The organism is Paraburkholderia fungorum (assembly GCF_046026025.1).
Classification (GTDB): Bacteria; Pseudomonadota; Gammaproteobacteria; order Burkholderiales; family Burkholderiaceae; genus Paraburkholderia; species Paraburkholderia fungorum_E.
Map to the genome: position 1 here is coordinate 156,325 of NZ_JAQQFL010000006.1, position 13,223 is coordinate 169,547.

11 protein-coding genes are annotated in these 13,223 nt (G+C 60.8%); 4 read left to right on the top strand and 7 right to left on the bottom strand.

Annotated features, from left to right (window positions below):
• The first annotated feature begins 7 nt into the window (after positions 1-7).
• Positions 8-766 carry a Smr/MutS family protein gene (locus PQR67_RS09585; protein WP_408457535.1) on the top strand — a complete coding sequence of 253 codons (759 nt, stop codon included), beginning with the start codon at positions 8-10 and terminating at the stop codon, positions 764-766.
• 13 nt (positions 767-779) lie between these two features.
• A complete protein-coding gene (locus PQR67_RS09590; RefSeq protein WP_408457741.1) occupies positions 780-1,400 on the top strand; it encodes a trimeric intracellular cation channel family protein in 621 nt (206 codons plus the stop codon).
• A gap of 109 nt (positions 1,401-1,509) precedes the next feature.
• Here the strand turns inward: PQR67_RS09590 and fliD are convergent, their stop codons facing one another.
• The 3 genes from fliD to PQR67_RS09605 form a co-directional block, all read right to left on the bottom strand.
• Positions 1,510-3,018: a flagellar filament capping protein FliD gene (fliD, locus tag PQR67_RS09595; protein WP_408457537.1), complete on the bottom strand. Its 1,509-nt coding sequence runs from the start codon at positions 3,016-3,018 to the stop codon at positions 1,510-1,512.
• Between the two features lie 361 nt (positions 3,019-3,379).
• Positions 3,380-4,528, bottom strand: a complete 1,149-nt coding sequence (locus PQR67_RS09600) for a flagellin (RefSeq protein WP_408457539.1) — start codon at positions 4,526-4,528, stop codon at positions 3,380-3,382.
• 390 nt (positions 4,529-4,918) lie between these two features.
• Positions 4,919-6,424 (bottom strand): flagellar hook-basal body complex protein, encoded by a 1,506-nt coding sequence (locus tag PQR67_RS09605; RefSeq protein WP_408457541.1) that lies wholly within the window; start codon positions 6,422-6,424, stop codon positions 4,919-4,921.
• 385 nt (positions 6,425-6,809) lie between these two features.
• Here PQR67_RS09605 and PQR67_RS09610 point away from each other — a divergent pair, with 385 nt between their 5' ends.
• Entirely contained in the window at positions 6,810-7,469 is a 660-nt protein-coding gene (locus PQR67_RS09610; protein ID WP_408457543.1) for a glutathione S-transferase family protein, read from the top strand.
• Positions 7,470-7,570: 101 nt separating this feature from the next.
• Entirely contained in the window at positions 7,571-8,488 is a 918-nt protein-coding gene (locus PQR67_RS09615; RefSeq protein ID WP_408457545.1) for a LysR family transcriptional regulator, read from the top strand.
• A 132-nt stretch (positions 8,489-8,620) separates the two neighbouring features.
• Here PQR67_RS09615 and PQR67_RS09620 read toward each other — a convergent pair whose 3' ends face one another.
• From PQR67_RS09620 to PQR67_RS09635, 4 genes are all read right to left on the bottom strand, one after another.
• Positions 8,621-9,736, bottom strand: coding sequence for an ABC transporter ATP-binding protein (locus PQR67_RS09620; protein WP_408457547.1), 1,116 nt, complete (start codon positions 9,734-9,736; stop codon positions 8,621-8,623).
• A 103-nt stretch (positions 9,737-9,839) separates the two neighbouring features.
• Complete coding sequence (locus PQR67_RS09625) at positions 9,840-10,697, bottom strand: carbohydrate ABC transporter permease (RefSeq protein ID WP_408457550.1); 858 nt, start codon at positions 10,695-10,697, stop codon at positions 9,840-9,842.
• A complete protein-coding gene (locus tag PQR67_RS09630) occupies positions 10,687-11,625 on the bottom strand; it encodes a carbohydrate ABC transporter permease (RefSeq protein WP_408457552.1) in 939 nt (312 codons plus the stop codon). The genes PQR67_RS09625 and PQR67_RS09630 overlap by 11 nt, the downstream gene beginning before the upstream one ends.
• A 197-nt stretch (positions 11,626-11,822) precedes the next feature.
• Positions 11,823-13,070: an ABC transporter substrate-binding protein gene (locus PQR67_RS09635; RefSeq protein ID WP_408457554.1), complete on the bottom strand. Its 1,248-nt coding sequence runs from the start codon at positions 13,068-13,070 to the stop codon at positions 11,823-11,825.
• Between the last annotated feature and the right edge of the window lie 153 nt (positions 13,071-13,223).

Here is a 13,223-nt window from a genome sequence, read left to right on the forward strand (position 1 = left end):
TACCCCTATGCCGAAGAATCAGCCCCACCCTAGCGAACCGAAGCGCGCCCGTGCCGTTGCCCGGCCTGCGCCAGAGGCGGCCGCGCCCGTCGCCAAACCGAAGATCGAACCGGCCGCGGGTCTGGCCGGCCTCGGCGCGTTGCGCGATGCGTTAAAGGGCGACACGCAACGGCGTGAACGCGAGCGCGTGGCAGCAGCGGCAGCGCAGCGCGAAGCCTCGGCGGACGCCGATCTGTTTCGCCGCGAGATCGGCGCCGTTGCGCCGCTGGCTGTCCCGCCGCGCGCCACCTTGCCGCGCAATCCTCCGTCGCCACTGCCCGTCCAGACCCGACTCGACGAAGAAGCCGTGCTGCACGAAGCCATCTCCGACGAGTTCGATCCCGAGATCCTGCTCGAAACCGACGAAACACTCTCCTATTGCCGGCCCGGCATCAGTCAGGAAGTGGTGCGAAAACTCAGGCGTGGCGACTGGATCGTGCAGGCGCAAATCGACCTGCACGGCATGCGTCGCGAGGAAGCCCGCGAGGCGTTGGCCGAGTTCATTCGCGAATCGGTGAAGCGTGGCCTGCGGTGTTTGCGCGTGATTCACGGCAAGGGCCTCGGATCGATCGGCAAAGAACCCGTACTGAAGGGCAAAGTGCGCGCGTGGCTCGTACAGAAGTCCGAGGTCATCGCGTTTTGTCAGGCCCGTGCGCATGACGGTGGCGCAGGGGCGGTGCTGGTGCTGTTGCAGCCGGGCGCCATGCCGGCTCAGCCCAAATCCTGACGGAGCCGCGGTGATCCACCCGAGGCTGACGCTGGCGCTGACCGTGATGGAGGCGCTGGCCATTTTCGCGTACGCGATTTCCGGGTTTATCGAAGCCCGGACCCGCCGGCTCGACGCCGTGGGGACTTTCCTCGTGGCGATTGCCACTGCCTTCGGCGGCGGTACCCTGCGCGACGTGCTGCTGGAGCGGCGGCCTTTCTATTGGGTCGAGCATCAGGCCTATCTGATTGCGATCTTCGTGATGTCGCTGTTCGCGCCGACGCTGCTGAAGATGACGTCGCGCCTGCTTTCCGAGCGGGTTTTGCTGGTGGCCGATGCAGTGGGGCTGGGCCTGTTCAGCGTGTCCGGCACGTCGATCGCGCTCGACGCACAGATGCCGTGGTTCACGTCGGTGATGATGGGCGTGTTGACAGGCGTGTTCGGCGGCGTGATCCGCGACGTGCTGTGCAACGAGGTGCCGCTGATTCTGCGCGATTCGCGGCCGTACGCGACTTGCGCTTTTGCAGGGTGTTGGCTGTATGTGCTGCTGGACTACATGAACGTCGATACGGTCTATAGCGTGTTGATCGCCACCGCCTTCATCCTGCTCTCGAGACTGGCGACGTTCAGGTTCAACGTCCGTCTGCCTCATTAGGTTCGGTTCACCGGCTCCGCTTCCCTGCGTCTGCTTCCAGCAAACCCGCAACGCCCAAAAAAAAAACGCCGCCCGGAACCCCAGGCGGCGTGCGCGCTTTGCTACGGCCTTACTTGTTGGTAGCCAACGCCCCCGCACTCTGCGAGCCGCCGAACAGCGCCGTCAGGTACTTGGAGTTGTTGTTCATCGTCGACATCAGCGTGTTGAGCGCGGTGAACTGATTCTGGTACTGCTTCGTCAACTGCGAGCTGTAATTGGCGAGGTTGGTCTGTTGCGCGGTGATGCTCTTCAGGTCGGCGTTCAGCGCGCTGTTGCGCGTATCGATGATGCCGCCCGTCTTCACGAAATCGGTAATGCTCTTGTTCAGCTTGGCGCCGATACCGTCGGTCGAGTTGAACAGCGTGGCAACCTGCGCCGGATTGCTGGTAAGCGACGTGCTCAGCTTCTTGCTGTCGATCACCAGCGTGCCGTCCGCCGGATCGCCCTTCAGCGAAATACCGATCGCACCGAGCGTGGCCATTGAGCCGCGCGGGCCGACGCCGCCGCCGATAATCGACGCCAGCGAGTTCTTGATCGTCATCAACGTCGAGTCGCCGAGCAACGCGCCGCCGGTCTTCGACGTTTTGTCGTACGAGGACAGCGAGTTAATGGTCGTGACAACCGTGTTGTAGAGATTGGCGAAGTTCGTTATGGCCGTGTTCTGCGCGGTCGTATCCGGCGCGATCGTCAGTGTCTGCGTGGTGCCGACCGAGGCGCCCGACAGATTCAGCGTGACGCCTGAAATCGCCGACGTGACGGTGTTTGTCGAACTGCTCGCCTCGATGCCGCCGACGGTGAAAAGCGCGTCCTGAGCGCCCTCGCTTTGCCGCCAGGCCTTGTTGGTATCCGACGACACGATCGTGGACGCCGCGCCATTCGCGCCGGGCGTCGAACTCACGCCGAGGCTCGACAGACCGGCGTCGTCCGCGACGTTGCCGGTGGACACGTTGATCGTGTTGGCCGCGCCGGTGGTGGCCGAGCGCAGCACCAGGTGGGCGCCGCCCGTGCCGGTCACGATCGTGGCCGTGACGCCCGGGTTGTTGCCCGCTTTGTTGATCGCGTTGGCGATGCCGCTCAACGTGTTGTTGGTGCTGTCGATCGTGACATCCATCGACTTGCCGCCGACCTGAATGGTCAGTTTGCCGGTGCCCAACTTGGCCGCGCCGTCGAACGCCGCCGACGACAAGCTCTGCGACGTAGCGATCTGCTTGACGTCGATCGTGTAGCTGCCGGCCACTGCGCCGGCGCCGGCCACCGGGTCCAGCCCTTTGCCGCTCGCCGTAGCGCCGAAGGTCGACAGCGTGGTGCCGTCCGAGAGATTCTTGATGGCCGCCTGCAAGGCGTTCAGCGCGGAACTCAGGGCGCCGAAGGCGGACAGGGTCGTGGTGTCGGTCGTCTGTTTGGCCTTGAGCGCCGCCGTCTGGCCGGCCGTCTTCGCATTCACCAGGGCCGACACCAGCGACGCCACGTCCATTGCCGAGTTGCCGGTCGACCCGCTGATGATCGATTGCGCCGCTTGCTGCACCAGACTCTGCGCGTTAGCCGTCGCGCTATTCACAGACGTAGTGATCGTTGACATGCAAAGGCTCCGTGCGTCGAATTATTCGTTGTTTATTGCGTGACGCCCGGTGGTCATGCTCATTACGGCGGCAAACCGGCTACGTCGTGGTCACATCAGTTTTATTACAATTTTTTCAAATGTTACACTATCTTTCTTGAAAGTTTGTGACGTTTTTCCGGAGATGATCCGGTGCGATCTGATTCGCATTTAATCGTCGTGGGAAAACGAGCGTTTTTCGCTCAGTACCCAGCGTGGCGTGGCGCAATATTGCTTTCCAGAAAAATACCCACACCCGAATTCATGGCGCGTCCGGTCGGACGCTTTAAACCGGCGATGCACCGCACTCGCGCGCGGCGCATCGCCGGTGCTACGTCAGCTCTTATTGCAGGAGCTTCAGAACTTGCTGCGGGTTCGAGTTAGCTTGCGCCAACACCGAGATACCAGCTTGTTGCAGCACTTGTGCCTTGCTCAGATTCGCCGTTTCCTGTGCGAAGTTGGCGTCCGTGATTTGCGACTGTGCCGAGGACAGATCGGTCGATTCAGCTTGCTGCGACGTGGCGATTGCCGTGAAGCGGTTTTGCGCGGCACCCAGCGACGCCTGCAGGTTGTTCACCGTCTGCAGTGCGTTGTCGATGGAGACCAAGGCCTGATTCGCGCCCGTCACCGTGCTGATGTTCAGGTTCGAAACCGCCGGCGGGCTGTTGATCGCATTGATCTGCGCGACTGCCGAAGCCTGAGCGGCGGAACCCGCGCCTGCCGTCGTCGTTGCACCGGCCTGGAGTGCCAGCGCCGTGCCTTGCGTACCCGTACCTGCGGTTGCGCCTGCGCCGAACACCGCGGATGCGACGGTCTGTGTAATCGCCTGGTTGTTCTGGTCGGTGAAGGTGTAGCCGCCCTTGCCGTCCGACAGCACGTTGATCGACGTGATGGCCGGGCTGGCAGCGGTCGTGTAGGCACCCGACGCATCCACGCTGACGTTGACCGAGCCGAGCGTTTGACCTGTTTGCACCAGACCGCCACCGATCTTCGCTGACGACATCGACTGGCTCAGGTTCAGGCTGATGGTCTGGCCAACGTTCGCGCCGACCTGGAACGTCACGCTACCCGCCGAGCCGTCCAGAATGTTCGTGCCGTTGTACGTCGTTTGCGACGCGATACGGTTCACTTCCGAGATCTGTGCCGACACTTCCTTCTGCAGCGCAGCCTGGTCGCTCGACGACAGCGTGCCGGTCGATGCCTGCACAGCCAGTTGACGAATACGCTGCAGGCTGGAGGTCAGCGAGGACAGCGCGCTCGATGCGGTTTGAATCATCGATACGCCGTCGTTCGCATTCGACACGCCCTGGTTCAGGCCGTTGATCTGCGTTTGCATACGCGTCGAGATCGCCAGACCTGCTGCGTCGTCCGCTGCGCTATTGATGCGCTTGCCCGACGACAGACGGGTGATGGCTTGCGAAAGGGCGCTTTGCGAGCCATTAAGGTTTTGCTGTGCAACCAGCGAGTTGATGTTGCTATTGATTCCGAGCATGGAAGTCCTCTCAAATAAAACTTTAGATTTATTACCGACATCGGCAACGGCAAACGTATTCGTTGATGCTCACCGCAACAGAAATGACGGCCTGGGCAAAGGAAACTTGAGAGGTTTGCCTAACTTCGGTGCCAATTAATTTTGTCGAGTTTTGTCGATCTCTTACTCACTTCTTCTGGCATCCTAATCAAATGGAAATGCATAAGATTAACGAGCCATCGCACCCGGCTTCGCGAACCACCGCAGTCGCTCGCGAACGCATTCGAGATTGTCTTCGCGGCCTACATGGCGGTCGCGAAGACAATCTGCCGATAATAAATATCCATCACCTCGCGCGACTATCGCGCAAAATTCATGAGTACTTCCTCTGTGCTGGATTCACACAATGGATTAAAGGTTCATCAATGTCTGATCAACCGTCTTTTGCGTCTTGATGGTTTGCGCGTTCGCCTGATAGTTACGCTGCGCGGTAATCATTTTCACCAGTTCGCTCGTCAGATCGACGTTCGAGTTTTCCACTGCGCCGCCTTGCAGCACGCCATGATTGGTCGACCCCGGCCCTGAGATCTGTGCGACGCCCGATTGGGAAGTCTGCTGAAACTCGTTATTGCCGAGGTTCACGAGACCGTTCTGGTTCGAAAAATTCGCGAGCACGATCTGGCCGAGCGCCGCGGTTTGCTGGTTCGAGTAGTTGCCGGTCAACGTGCCGTCGGCGCTGATTGTGAAGCTCGTCAGCGTGCCGGCAGCGTAGCCGTCGGGTTGCAGCGTGTTCACGCCGTTCTTGCCGCCGTACTGCGTCGTGCCCGCGATGTTCAGCGTGAGGTTCTGCGGCGTCGATGAACCATCGGTGGTCGGAACGCTGAAATTGAACGCGAACGGCGTGGTCGTCGCGACGCCGTTCTTGTCGGTGGTACCGAGCAGCGTGCCCGACGAATTGAAGTTCGCGTGGCCAACCAGGCTCGCCGTGCCGGTCGAGGTGCCGGCATACACGTTCCACGTGCCGGCCGAGGTTTTGGTGAAGTACATATTGACCATCTGCGAACCGCCGAGCGAATCGTAGACCGTCGTGCTGGTCGAGTAGTTGTACGTCGTCGAGGTGTTCTGGTTGAACGCAATCGGCGTCGGCGCGATCGTATAGCTATCGTTGACGGCCGGTACGCCGTTGAACGTGATGGTCTGCCCGCTGCCAAGCGGAATCGCCGTACCGGACGTGTACGTACCGTTGGTCGACGTGCCGAGGGTATTGTCGGTCACCGTGTAAGCGGTCGCACTCGTGAACTTGACGGTGTAGTTATCGTTGTTCGTGCCCGAGGCGGGGTGTGTGATGGTCGCGCCGGGCGTGGTGAGCGTACCGGTGTTGGCGCCGGGGGCCACGGTTGGCGTGCCGAGCATCAGCCGGTCCTGCGCGTTCAGGTTCAAGCCGGCAACAATCTTCGTGGTCGCTTGCGGCGCGATGTTCGCGGTCGGCACGTTGAGCGGTACGGTTTGCGCGGTGTTGATGACACCCGTGCTGTTCGCCGCGTAACCCATCAGCTTCAGGCCTTGCGCATTGGTGATGAAGCCGTTCTTGTCGAGCTGGAACACGCCATTGCGCGAGTACACCAGCGAGCCATTGTTCGACATCTGGAAGAAACCGTTGCCGTTGATCGCGACGTTGAGCGCCTGATTGGTGCCGCTAATCGTGCCTTGCGAGAATTGCTGCTGCACTTCGGAGAGCCGTGTGCCGATGCCGATCTGGTTGCTTACCGCTGTCGCCACCGAATTGGCGTACATGTCGGCGAATTGCGCATTCCCGCTCTTGAAACCAACTGTATGGGAGTTGGCAATATTGTTGCCAATCACGTCGAGATTCTGCGACGCTGCCGACACCCCACTCAACCCTTGCTGGTAACCCATCGTGGTCTCCGTTCCAGAAAATCGTAATTCGGTGGATTTAAGGTTATTCGCTATTCTTTGATGTGACGCCCGGGCCGGTTGAACCAGGTCACCTGCCCATCACGCCCGCATTCTTACAATTGTTTCAAATGTTACGCTATATTTCAGGAAAGTATTGTGCAGATTTGTCGTAGGAATGCGGCGGCTCGAACACGTGCCTGATTTTTATGCAAGTCCGTTTGATTGCTGCGTATCGATGGGCGCTGCTGGGTATTGCTGGGAGCCATCGCTGCGAATTGGTGCCCGCGAGTGTCGATTTCCGCAGCTACCGTTCGTCGTTGGATAAACGGCCACTCCGGCCGTCATTGCGCCACAGCGCGCCTCGCAACCGCCACAGGTGACCACGATGACCCTGAAGCTCTATGCCCACCCCTTCTCCTCGTACTGCCAGAAGGTGCTGACCGCGCTTTACGAAAACAGCACGCAGTTCGAACTGCGCTTTCTGGCGCACGACGACCCGCAGGTCATGGCGGAATTCGCCGCGCTCTGGCCGATCAAGCGCTTTCCCGTGCTGGTCGACGGCAGCCGGACCGTGACGGAGGCGAGCATCATCATCGAATATCTCGGCTTGTATCACCCGGGGCCCGTCCCGCTCCTGCCGGCCGATGCCCGCGCCGCGCTGGAAGTGCGCAGCATGGATCGCTTCTTCGACAATTACATCTCCACGCCGCAGCAAAAGATCGTGTACGACAGCATGCGCGCCGAGACGGAGCGCGATCCGCGCGCCGTGGCCGAAGCCCGTGCAATGCTCGACACCGCCTACGGCTGGCTCGACAAGGTGATGGCCGGGCGCGAATGGGCCGCCGGCGATACCTTCAGCCTCGCCGATTGCGGCGCGGGGCCGTTCCTGTTCTATGCCGACTGGACGCATCGCATCAGCCCGGCTTTTGAGCACGTGCTCGCCTACCGCAAGCGGCTGCTGGCGCGGCCTTCGTTCGCACGCGCGGTCGACGAAGCACGCCCCTATCGCCCGCTGTTCCCGCTCGGCGCGCCTGACCGGGACTGAACGCGCGAGCCCGGCATAATCGGGCGAATGCGCCAAGCCGATTTCCAGGCGATACACTTCACTTCGAAACCCACTTCAGCCCATCACTCACAAGGCAAAACATGGACCGTTTCGAAGCGATGGAGATATTTACGCGGGTGGTCGAAGCGAACAGCTTCACCAAAGTATCCGAATCGCTCGACCTGCCCCGCGCCAAAGTCAGCCGCACCATTCAGGCTCTGGAAGAGCATGTCGGCGTGCGGCTTTTGAACCGTTCGACGCGACAGGTCAGCGTCACCGAAGACGGCGCGCTGTTCTACGAGCGTTGCGTGCGCATCCTCGCGGAGGTCACCGATGCCGAATCGTCGCTATCGAACAAGCGCGAGAATCCGAGCGGCACGATTCGCGTCGACACCTCCGGCACACTCGCCCGTGCGCTGCTGCTGCCCGCGCTCGACGATTTCTACCGGCAATATCCCGAGATCGACGTGCGGCTCGGACTGGCGGATCGCAATATCGATCTGATTCAGGACGGGGTGGATTGCGTGATCCGTATGGGCACGCCGGAAGAGTCGAGTCTCGTCGCGCGGCACATCGGCGATGCGCGGATCGTGACCTGTGCGTCACCTGCCTATCTGGAGAAGTACGGCACCCCCACTACGCTCGATGAACTCAGCGAACATCGCGCCGTCAACTACGTTTCCGCGCGCAGCGGCAAGACCTTCCCGTTCGAGTACCAGGTGGACGGCGAGATCGTCAAGGTCACGTTAAAGAGCGTGCTCGCGGTGAACGACGGCAGCGTCTATATCGGCGCGAGCGCGCTCGGCCACGGCATCATCCAGCCGTCGCGCTTCATGGTCGCCGATCTGATCGCGCAAGGTGCGCTTAGGGAAATTCTCACGGACTACACGAGCCCTGGCACGCCGCTGTCGATTCTGTACGCCCATCGCCGCAATCTGAGCTCACGGCTGCGCGCCTTCACCGAATGGGTCACCGAACTGGCGCGAAATAATCCGGATCTGCGTATCACGAACGTTTGACGTTGCGGCGCGGGAGCATCGCATTCATACACCGAATCCGCGGCACATCGCGCCTCGCAAACGAAAAAGCCCCATGCGTATCACAACGCATGGGGCTTTCTCCAACTCGAATCGCTCAGCGAATAACCCGCTTCAGGCAATCCGCTCTTCATTCGACGGATCGAACAACACCGCCTTCGACGCATCGAACAGCAGCGTTGCGTTCGTCAACGGTTGCGGATTCGACGCCGGGTGCACGCGGCTCACAATGCGCTTGCCGTTGACCTGCGCGAACACCAGCGTGTCCGGTCCAGTCGGCTCGATCACGTCGACCTTCACTTCGATCGGCTGCAACGACGCATTGTCGCCATGCGCGCCGCGCGCGTCGGTAATCCGCTCCGGGCGCAGGCCCAGAATCACGTCACGCCCCAAGTGCGACTTCACTTTCGCGGAGTCGAACGGCAGGTTCAGCACGCCGCGCGAGGTGCCCGTATCGAGTTCGATGCCGACGCCCGAACCCTGCTCCACCAGCTTGCCCTGGATGAAGTTCATTGGCGGTGCGCCGATGAAGCCGGCCACGAACAGATTGGCCGGCGAGTCGTAGATGTCTTGCGGTGCGCCAAACTGCTGGACGATGCCGTCTTTCATCACCGCGATACGATCGCCGAGCGTCATCGCTTCGATCTGATCGTGCGTCACGTAGACGATCGTCGTGCCGAGGCGTTGATGCAGCAGCTTGATTTCCGAACGCATCTCGATACGCAACTTCGCGTCGAGGTTCGACAGCGGTTCGTCGAACAGGAACATCACCGGATCGCGCGCGAGCGCACGGCCCATCGCCACGCGCTGACGCTGACCACCGGACAGCTGACCCGGCTTGCGGTCCAGCAGGTGCGTGATCTGCAGCGTGTTCGACACACGGTCGACGATCTGCGCCTGCTCCTGCTTCGGCACCTTGCGGATGCCCAGGCCGAACGAGATGTTCTCGCGCACCGTCATGGACGGATACAGCGCGTACGACTGGAACACCATCGCGATATCGCGATCTTTCGGCGAGAGGTTGTTCACCGTCTTGCCGTCGATCTGGATCTCGCCCTTGGTCACGGTTTCGAGGCCGGCGATCATGTTGAGCAGCGTCGATTTCCCGCAGCCCGAGCCGCCGACGAGAATCAGGAACTGGCCGTCTTCGATGTCGATGTTGACACCCTTCAGAACCGGCACCCCGTTCGGGTAAGTCTTGTACACGTCACGGATGGAAAGGCTTGCCATGCTGTGAATCCTCTTGTCTCTGGTACTACCTGAAAACTTTGTCGGATGACGGCGGCGCACCATCGAAGAAGCGCCGCCGCAATGCGTAGGGTTTAGCCCGGGTCTAGCCCTTCACTGCGCCCGCCGTCAGACCGCGCACGAAATAGCGGCCGGCAACGATGTAGACGAGCAGCGTCGGCAGTGCGGCGATGATCGCGCCGGCCATGTCCACGTTGTATTCCTTCACGCCGGTCGAGGTGTTCACGAGGTTGTTCAGCGCCACCGTGATCGGCATCGAATCGACACCGGAGAACACAATCCCGAACAGGAAGTCATTCCAGATCTGCGTGAATTGCCAGATCAGGCACACCATGAAAATCGGCAACGACACCGGCATGAGAATCTTCGTGAAGATCGTGAAGAAACCCGCACCGTCGATCCGCGCGGCCTTCACAAGTTCAGCCGGAATGCTCACGTAGAAGTTGCGGAAGAACATCGTGGTAAAGGCGATACCGTAAATCACATGCACCACCACCAGGCCGGTCGTGGTGTTCGACAGACCGAGCAGGCCCTCGAAACGCGCCATCGGCAGCAGGATCGCCTGGAACGGAATGAAGCAGCCGACCAGGATCATGGTGAAGATCGGATCCGCGCCGCGAAAGCGCCAGTGCGTGAGCACATAACCGTTGAACGCGCCGATGATCGACGAGATCAGCACGGCCGGAATCACCATGCGCACGGAGTTCATGAAGAACGGCTGCATACCGTCGCAGCGCACCCCGGTACACGCACCGCTCCATGCCTTGATCCACGGATCGATAGTCCAGTGAGTGGGCGGCGTGAGCAGGTTGCCGGAGCGCAACTGGTCGATGTCCTTGAACGACGTGGACAGCATCACGTACAGCGGAAACAGGAAATACAGGGCGAACAGAATCAAGGCCGCATAAATGACGGCACGGCTGATCGTCATCTTAGGCTGCATTGCGGGTGCTCCTCGATTCCAGATACATCAGCGGCACGAGCACGGCCACGACGGTAGCGAGCATCATCATCGACGATGCCGCGCCGACGCCCAACTGCCCGCGATTGAAAGAAAACGTGTACATGAAAATAGCCGGCAGCGACGAAGACGTACCCGGGCCGCCCGCGGTCAACGCGACAACCAGGTCGAATGTCTTGATCGTGATGTGGCAGAGAATCAGCAGCACGGAGAAAAACACCGGACGCATGCTCGGAATCACGATCTTGCGGTAGATGGTGGGCAAGCCCGCGCCGTCCATCTGCGCAGCCTTGAAGATTTCACCGTCGACACCGCGCAAGCCCGCGAGGAACAGCGCCATCACGAAGCCGACTGATTGCCACACGGCCGCGATCACGACGCAGAAGATCGCCTTGTCCGGGTCGCCCAGCCAGCCGAACGAAAAGCTCGTCCAGCCCCAGTCGTGAAACACTTTCTCAAGACCAACGCTCGGCGTCATGATCCATTGCCACGCCGTACCCGTCACGATGAACGAGAGCGCCATCGGATAAAGGAACACAGCGCGCAGCGCGCCTTCATTGCGAATCTGCTGATCGAGCAGGATCGCGAGGAACAGGCCGAGGCCGATACATATACCGATAAACGGAATGCCGAACCAGCCGAGGTTGGCAGCCGACGTCCAGAACACATCGTTATCGAACAGTTCGCGATAACGATCGAGACCGACAAAGTCATAGCGCGGCATCAGTCGCGAATTCGACAGCGACAGATAGCCGGTAATAGCGATGAAGCCATACACGAAGATCAGGCTGATCACGACGCTGGGTGCGAGCACCAGCTTCGGAATCCAGCGATCGGCAAGGGCCGCCATCGGCGACGTGCGGCGGGTCACGGTGGCCGTTTTCCCGTTTCCGCTGATAGAAGCAGTCACTACTCGACTCCTGCTGAAACTGTACCGCCGGGATGCTCGCGCATGGAAAACGCGAGGCCGCAACGGCATAGGTATGACTCGATGAAACCAGGGGTGAAGTCTCTCGCCCTAAGTAACGCAACTGCTGCAAGCACGCTTAAGCGCGCGCCCGGCGCCCACCAAGGGAACCGCCAGGCGCAGCACTTCGCTTACATCGCTTACTTGGTCTTCGCTGCCTTCGCGAGCGCGGCAACCGCGGTCTTCGAATCTTGCTGCGAGTTCATGAACTTCGTGACCACGTCCGAGATCGCACCCGCTGCTGCATCCGGTTGCGCCATGCCGTGTGCCAGCGAAGGCACGTAGCCGCCCGACTTGATCGCCACCTGTTCATCCGCGTACGACTTCTTCGCGCAGTCGTCGAACTTGGCCATCGAGACACCCAGACGAACCGGGATCGAGCCCTTGTTCAGGCTGAACTGTTCCTGGAAGTCCGGCGACATGATCGTCTTGGCCAATGCCAATTGACCCGGCGTTGCAGCCGTCTGGCCCTTCTGCTGGAAGAATACGAACGAGTCGACGTTGAACGTGTAGGCCTTTTCCGTGCCCGGCACCGCGGCGCAGACATAGTCCGAACCCGCCTTCTTGCCGGCGTTGGCGAACTCGCCCTTCGCCCAGTCGCCCATGAACTGCATGCCGGCCTTGCCGTTGATGACCATGGCCGTTGCGAGGTTCCAGTCACGGCCCGTGCGGCCCGCGTCGAAGTAACCCTGTATCTTGCGGACCGTGTCGAACACGCCGACCATCTGATCGGACGTCAGCGTCTTCTCGTCGAGGTCGACCAGCGCCTTCTTGTAGAAGCCCGCGCCTTGCGACAGCACCACGTCTTCCCACAGCGTCAGGTCTTGCCACGGCTGACCGCCCATCGCGATCGGCTGGATGCCGGCGGCTTTCATCTTGTCCGCCACGGCGAAGAACTCAGGCCACGTGGTCGGCACCTTGCCGCCCGCCTTGTCCAATGCCGCCTTGTTGATGTACAGCCAGTTCACGCGGTGCACCGAGAACGGCGCGGCAACGTAGTGGCCGTCTGCGTGCATGATCTTGTCGATTTCCGGCGGCAGGTTCTTCTTCCAGTCGCCTGCTGCAGCGTCGATCGGCACCAGCACACCTTGCGAAGCCCAGTCCTGGATCAACGGACCCTTGATCTGCGCGGCGCTCGGCGCGTTACCCGAGATCACCTGCGTCTTGAGTGCCGTCATGGCAGCGGCACCTGCGCCGCCAGCAACCGCGAAGTCCTTCCACGTGTAACCCTGCTTCGTCATGTCGTCCTTGAGGACGCCGACGGCTTTCGATTCGCCGCCCGAAGTCCACCAGTGCAACACTTCGATCGACTCGGCAGCTTGCACAGCCGAGACGCCACACATCAGACCTGCGGCGCACAAAGCGCTCATGATCGCGCGAAATTTCATTGCTTATCTCCTCCAGACACCTGAACAAAAAACAAATGGCCCCTGATGTCGCCAGGGTGCTGTGGTTGGTTCAAACAGGCAAAACACTGGGCGATCGAGCACGGTCGGGCGCATGCTTCACGCATGTGCCGGCGGACCGATATCCGGCCGCTG

What these genes read in the sequence shown, in the direction of transcription:
- PQR67_RS09585 (WP_408457535.1), top strand. Translation starts at nt 8, where the DNA reads ATGCCGAAGAATCAGCCCCACCCTAGCGAACCGAAGCGCGCCCGTGCC.
- fliD (WP_408457537.1), bottom strand. Translation starts at nt 3,018, where the DNA reads ATGTCAACGATCACTACGTCTGTGAATAGCGCGACGGCTAACGCGCAG.
- PQR67_RS09600 (WP_408457539.1), bottom strand. Translation starts at nt 4,528, where the DNA reads ATGCTCGGAATCAATAGCAACATCAACTCGCTGGTTGCACAGCAAAAC.
- PQR67_RS09605 (WP_408457541.1), bottom strand. Translation starts at nt 6,424, where the DNA reads ATGGGTTACCAGCAAGGGTTGAGTGGGGTGTCGGCAGCGTCGCAGAAT.
- PQR67_RS09610 (WP_408457543.1), top strand. Translation starts at nt 6,810, where the DNA reads ATGACCCTGAAGCTCTATGCCCACCCCTTCTCCTCGTACTGCCAGAAG.
- PQR67_RS09615 (WP_408457545.1), top strand. Translation starts at nt 7,571, where the DNA reads ATGGACCGTTTCGAAGCGATGGAGATATTTACGCGGGTGGTCGAAGCG.
- PQR67_RS09620 (WP_408457547.1), bottom strand. Translation starts at nt 9,736, where the DNA reads ATGGCAAGCCTTTCCATCCGTGACGTGTACAAGACTTACCCGAACGGG.
- PQR67_RS09625 (WP_408457550.1), bottom strand. Translation starts at nt 10,697, where the DNA reads ATGCAGCCTAAGATGACGATCAGCCGTGCCGTCATTTATGCGGCCTTG.
- PQR67_RS09635 (WP_408457554.1), bottom strand. Translation starts at nt 13,070, where the DNA reads ATGAAATTTCGCGCGATCATGAGCGCTTTGTGCGCCGCAGGTCTGATG.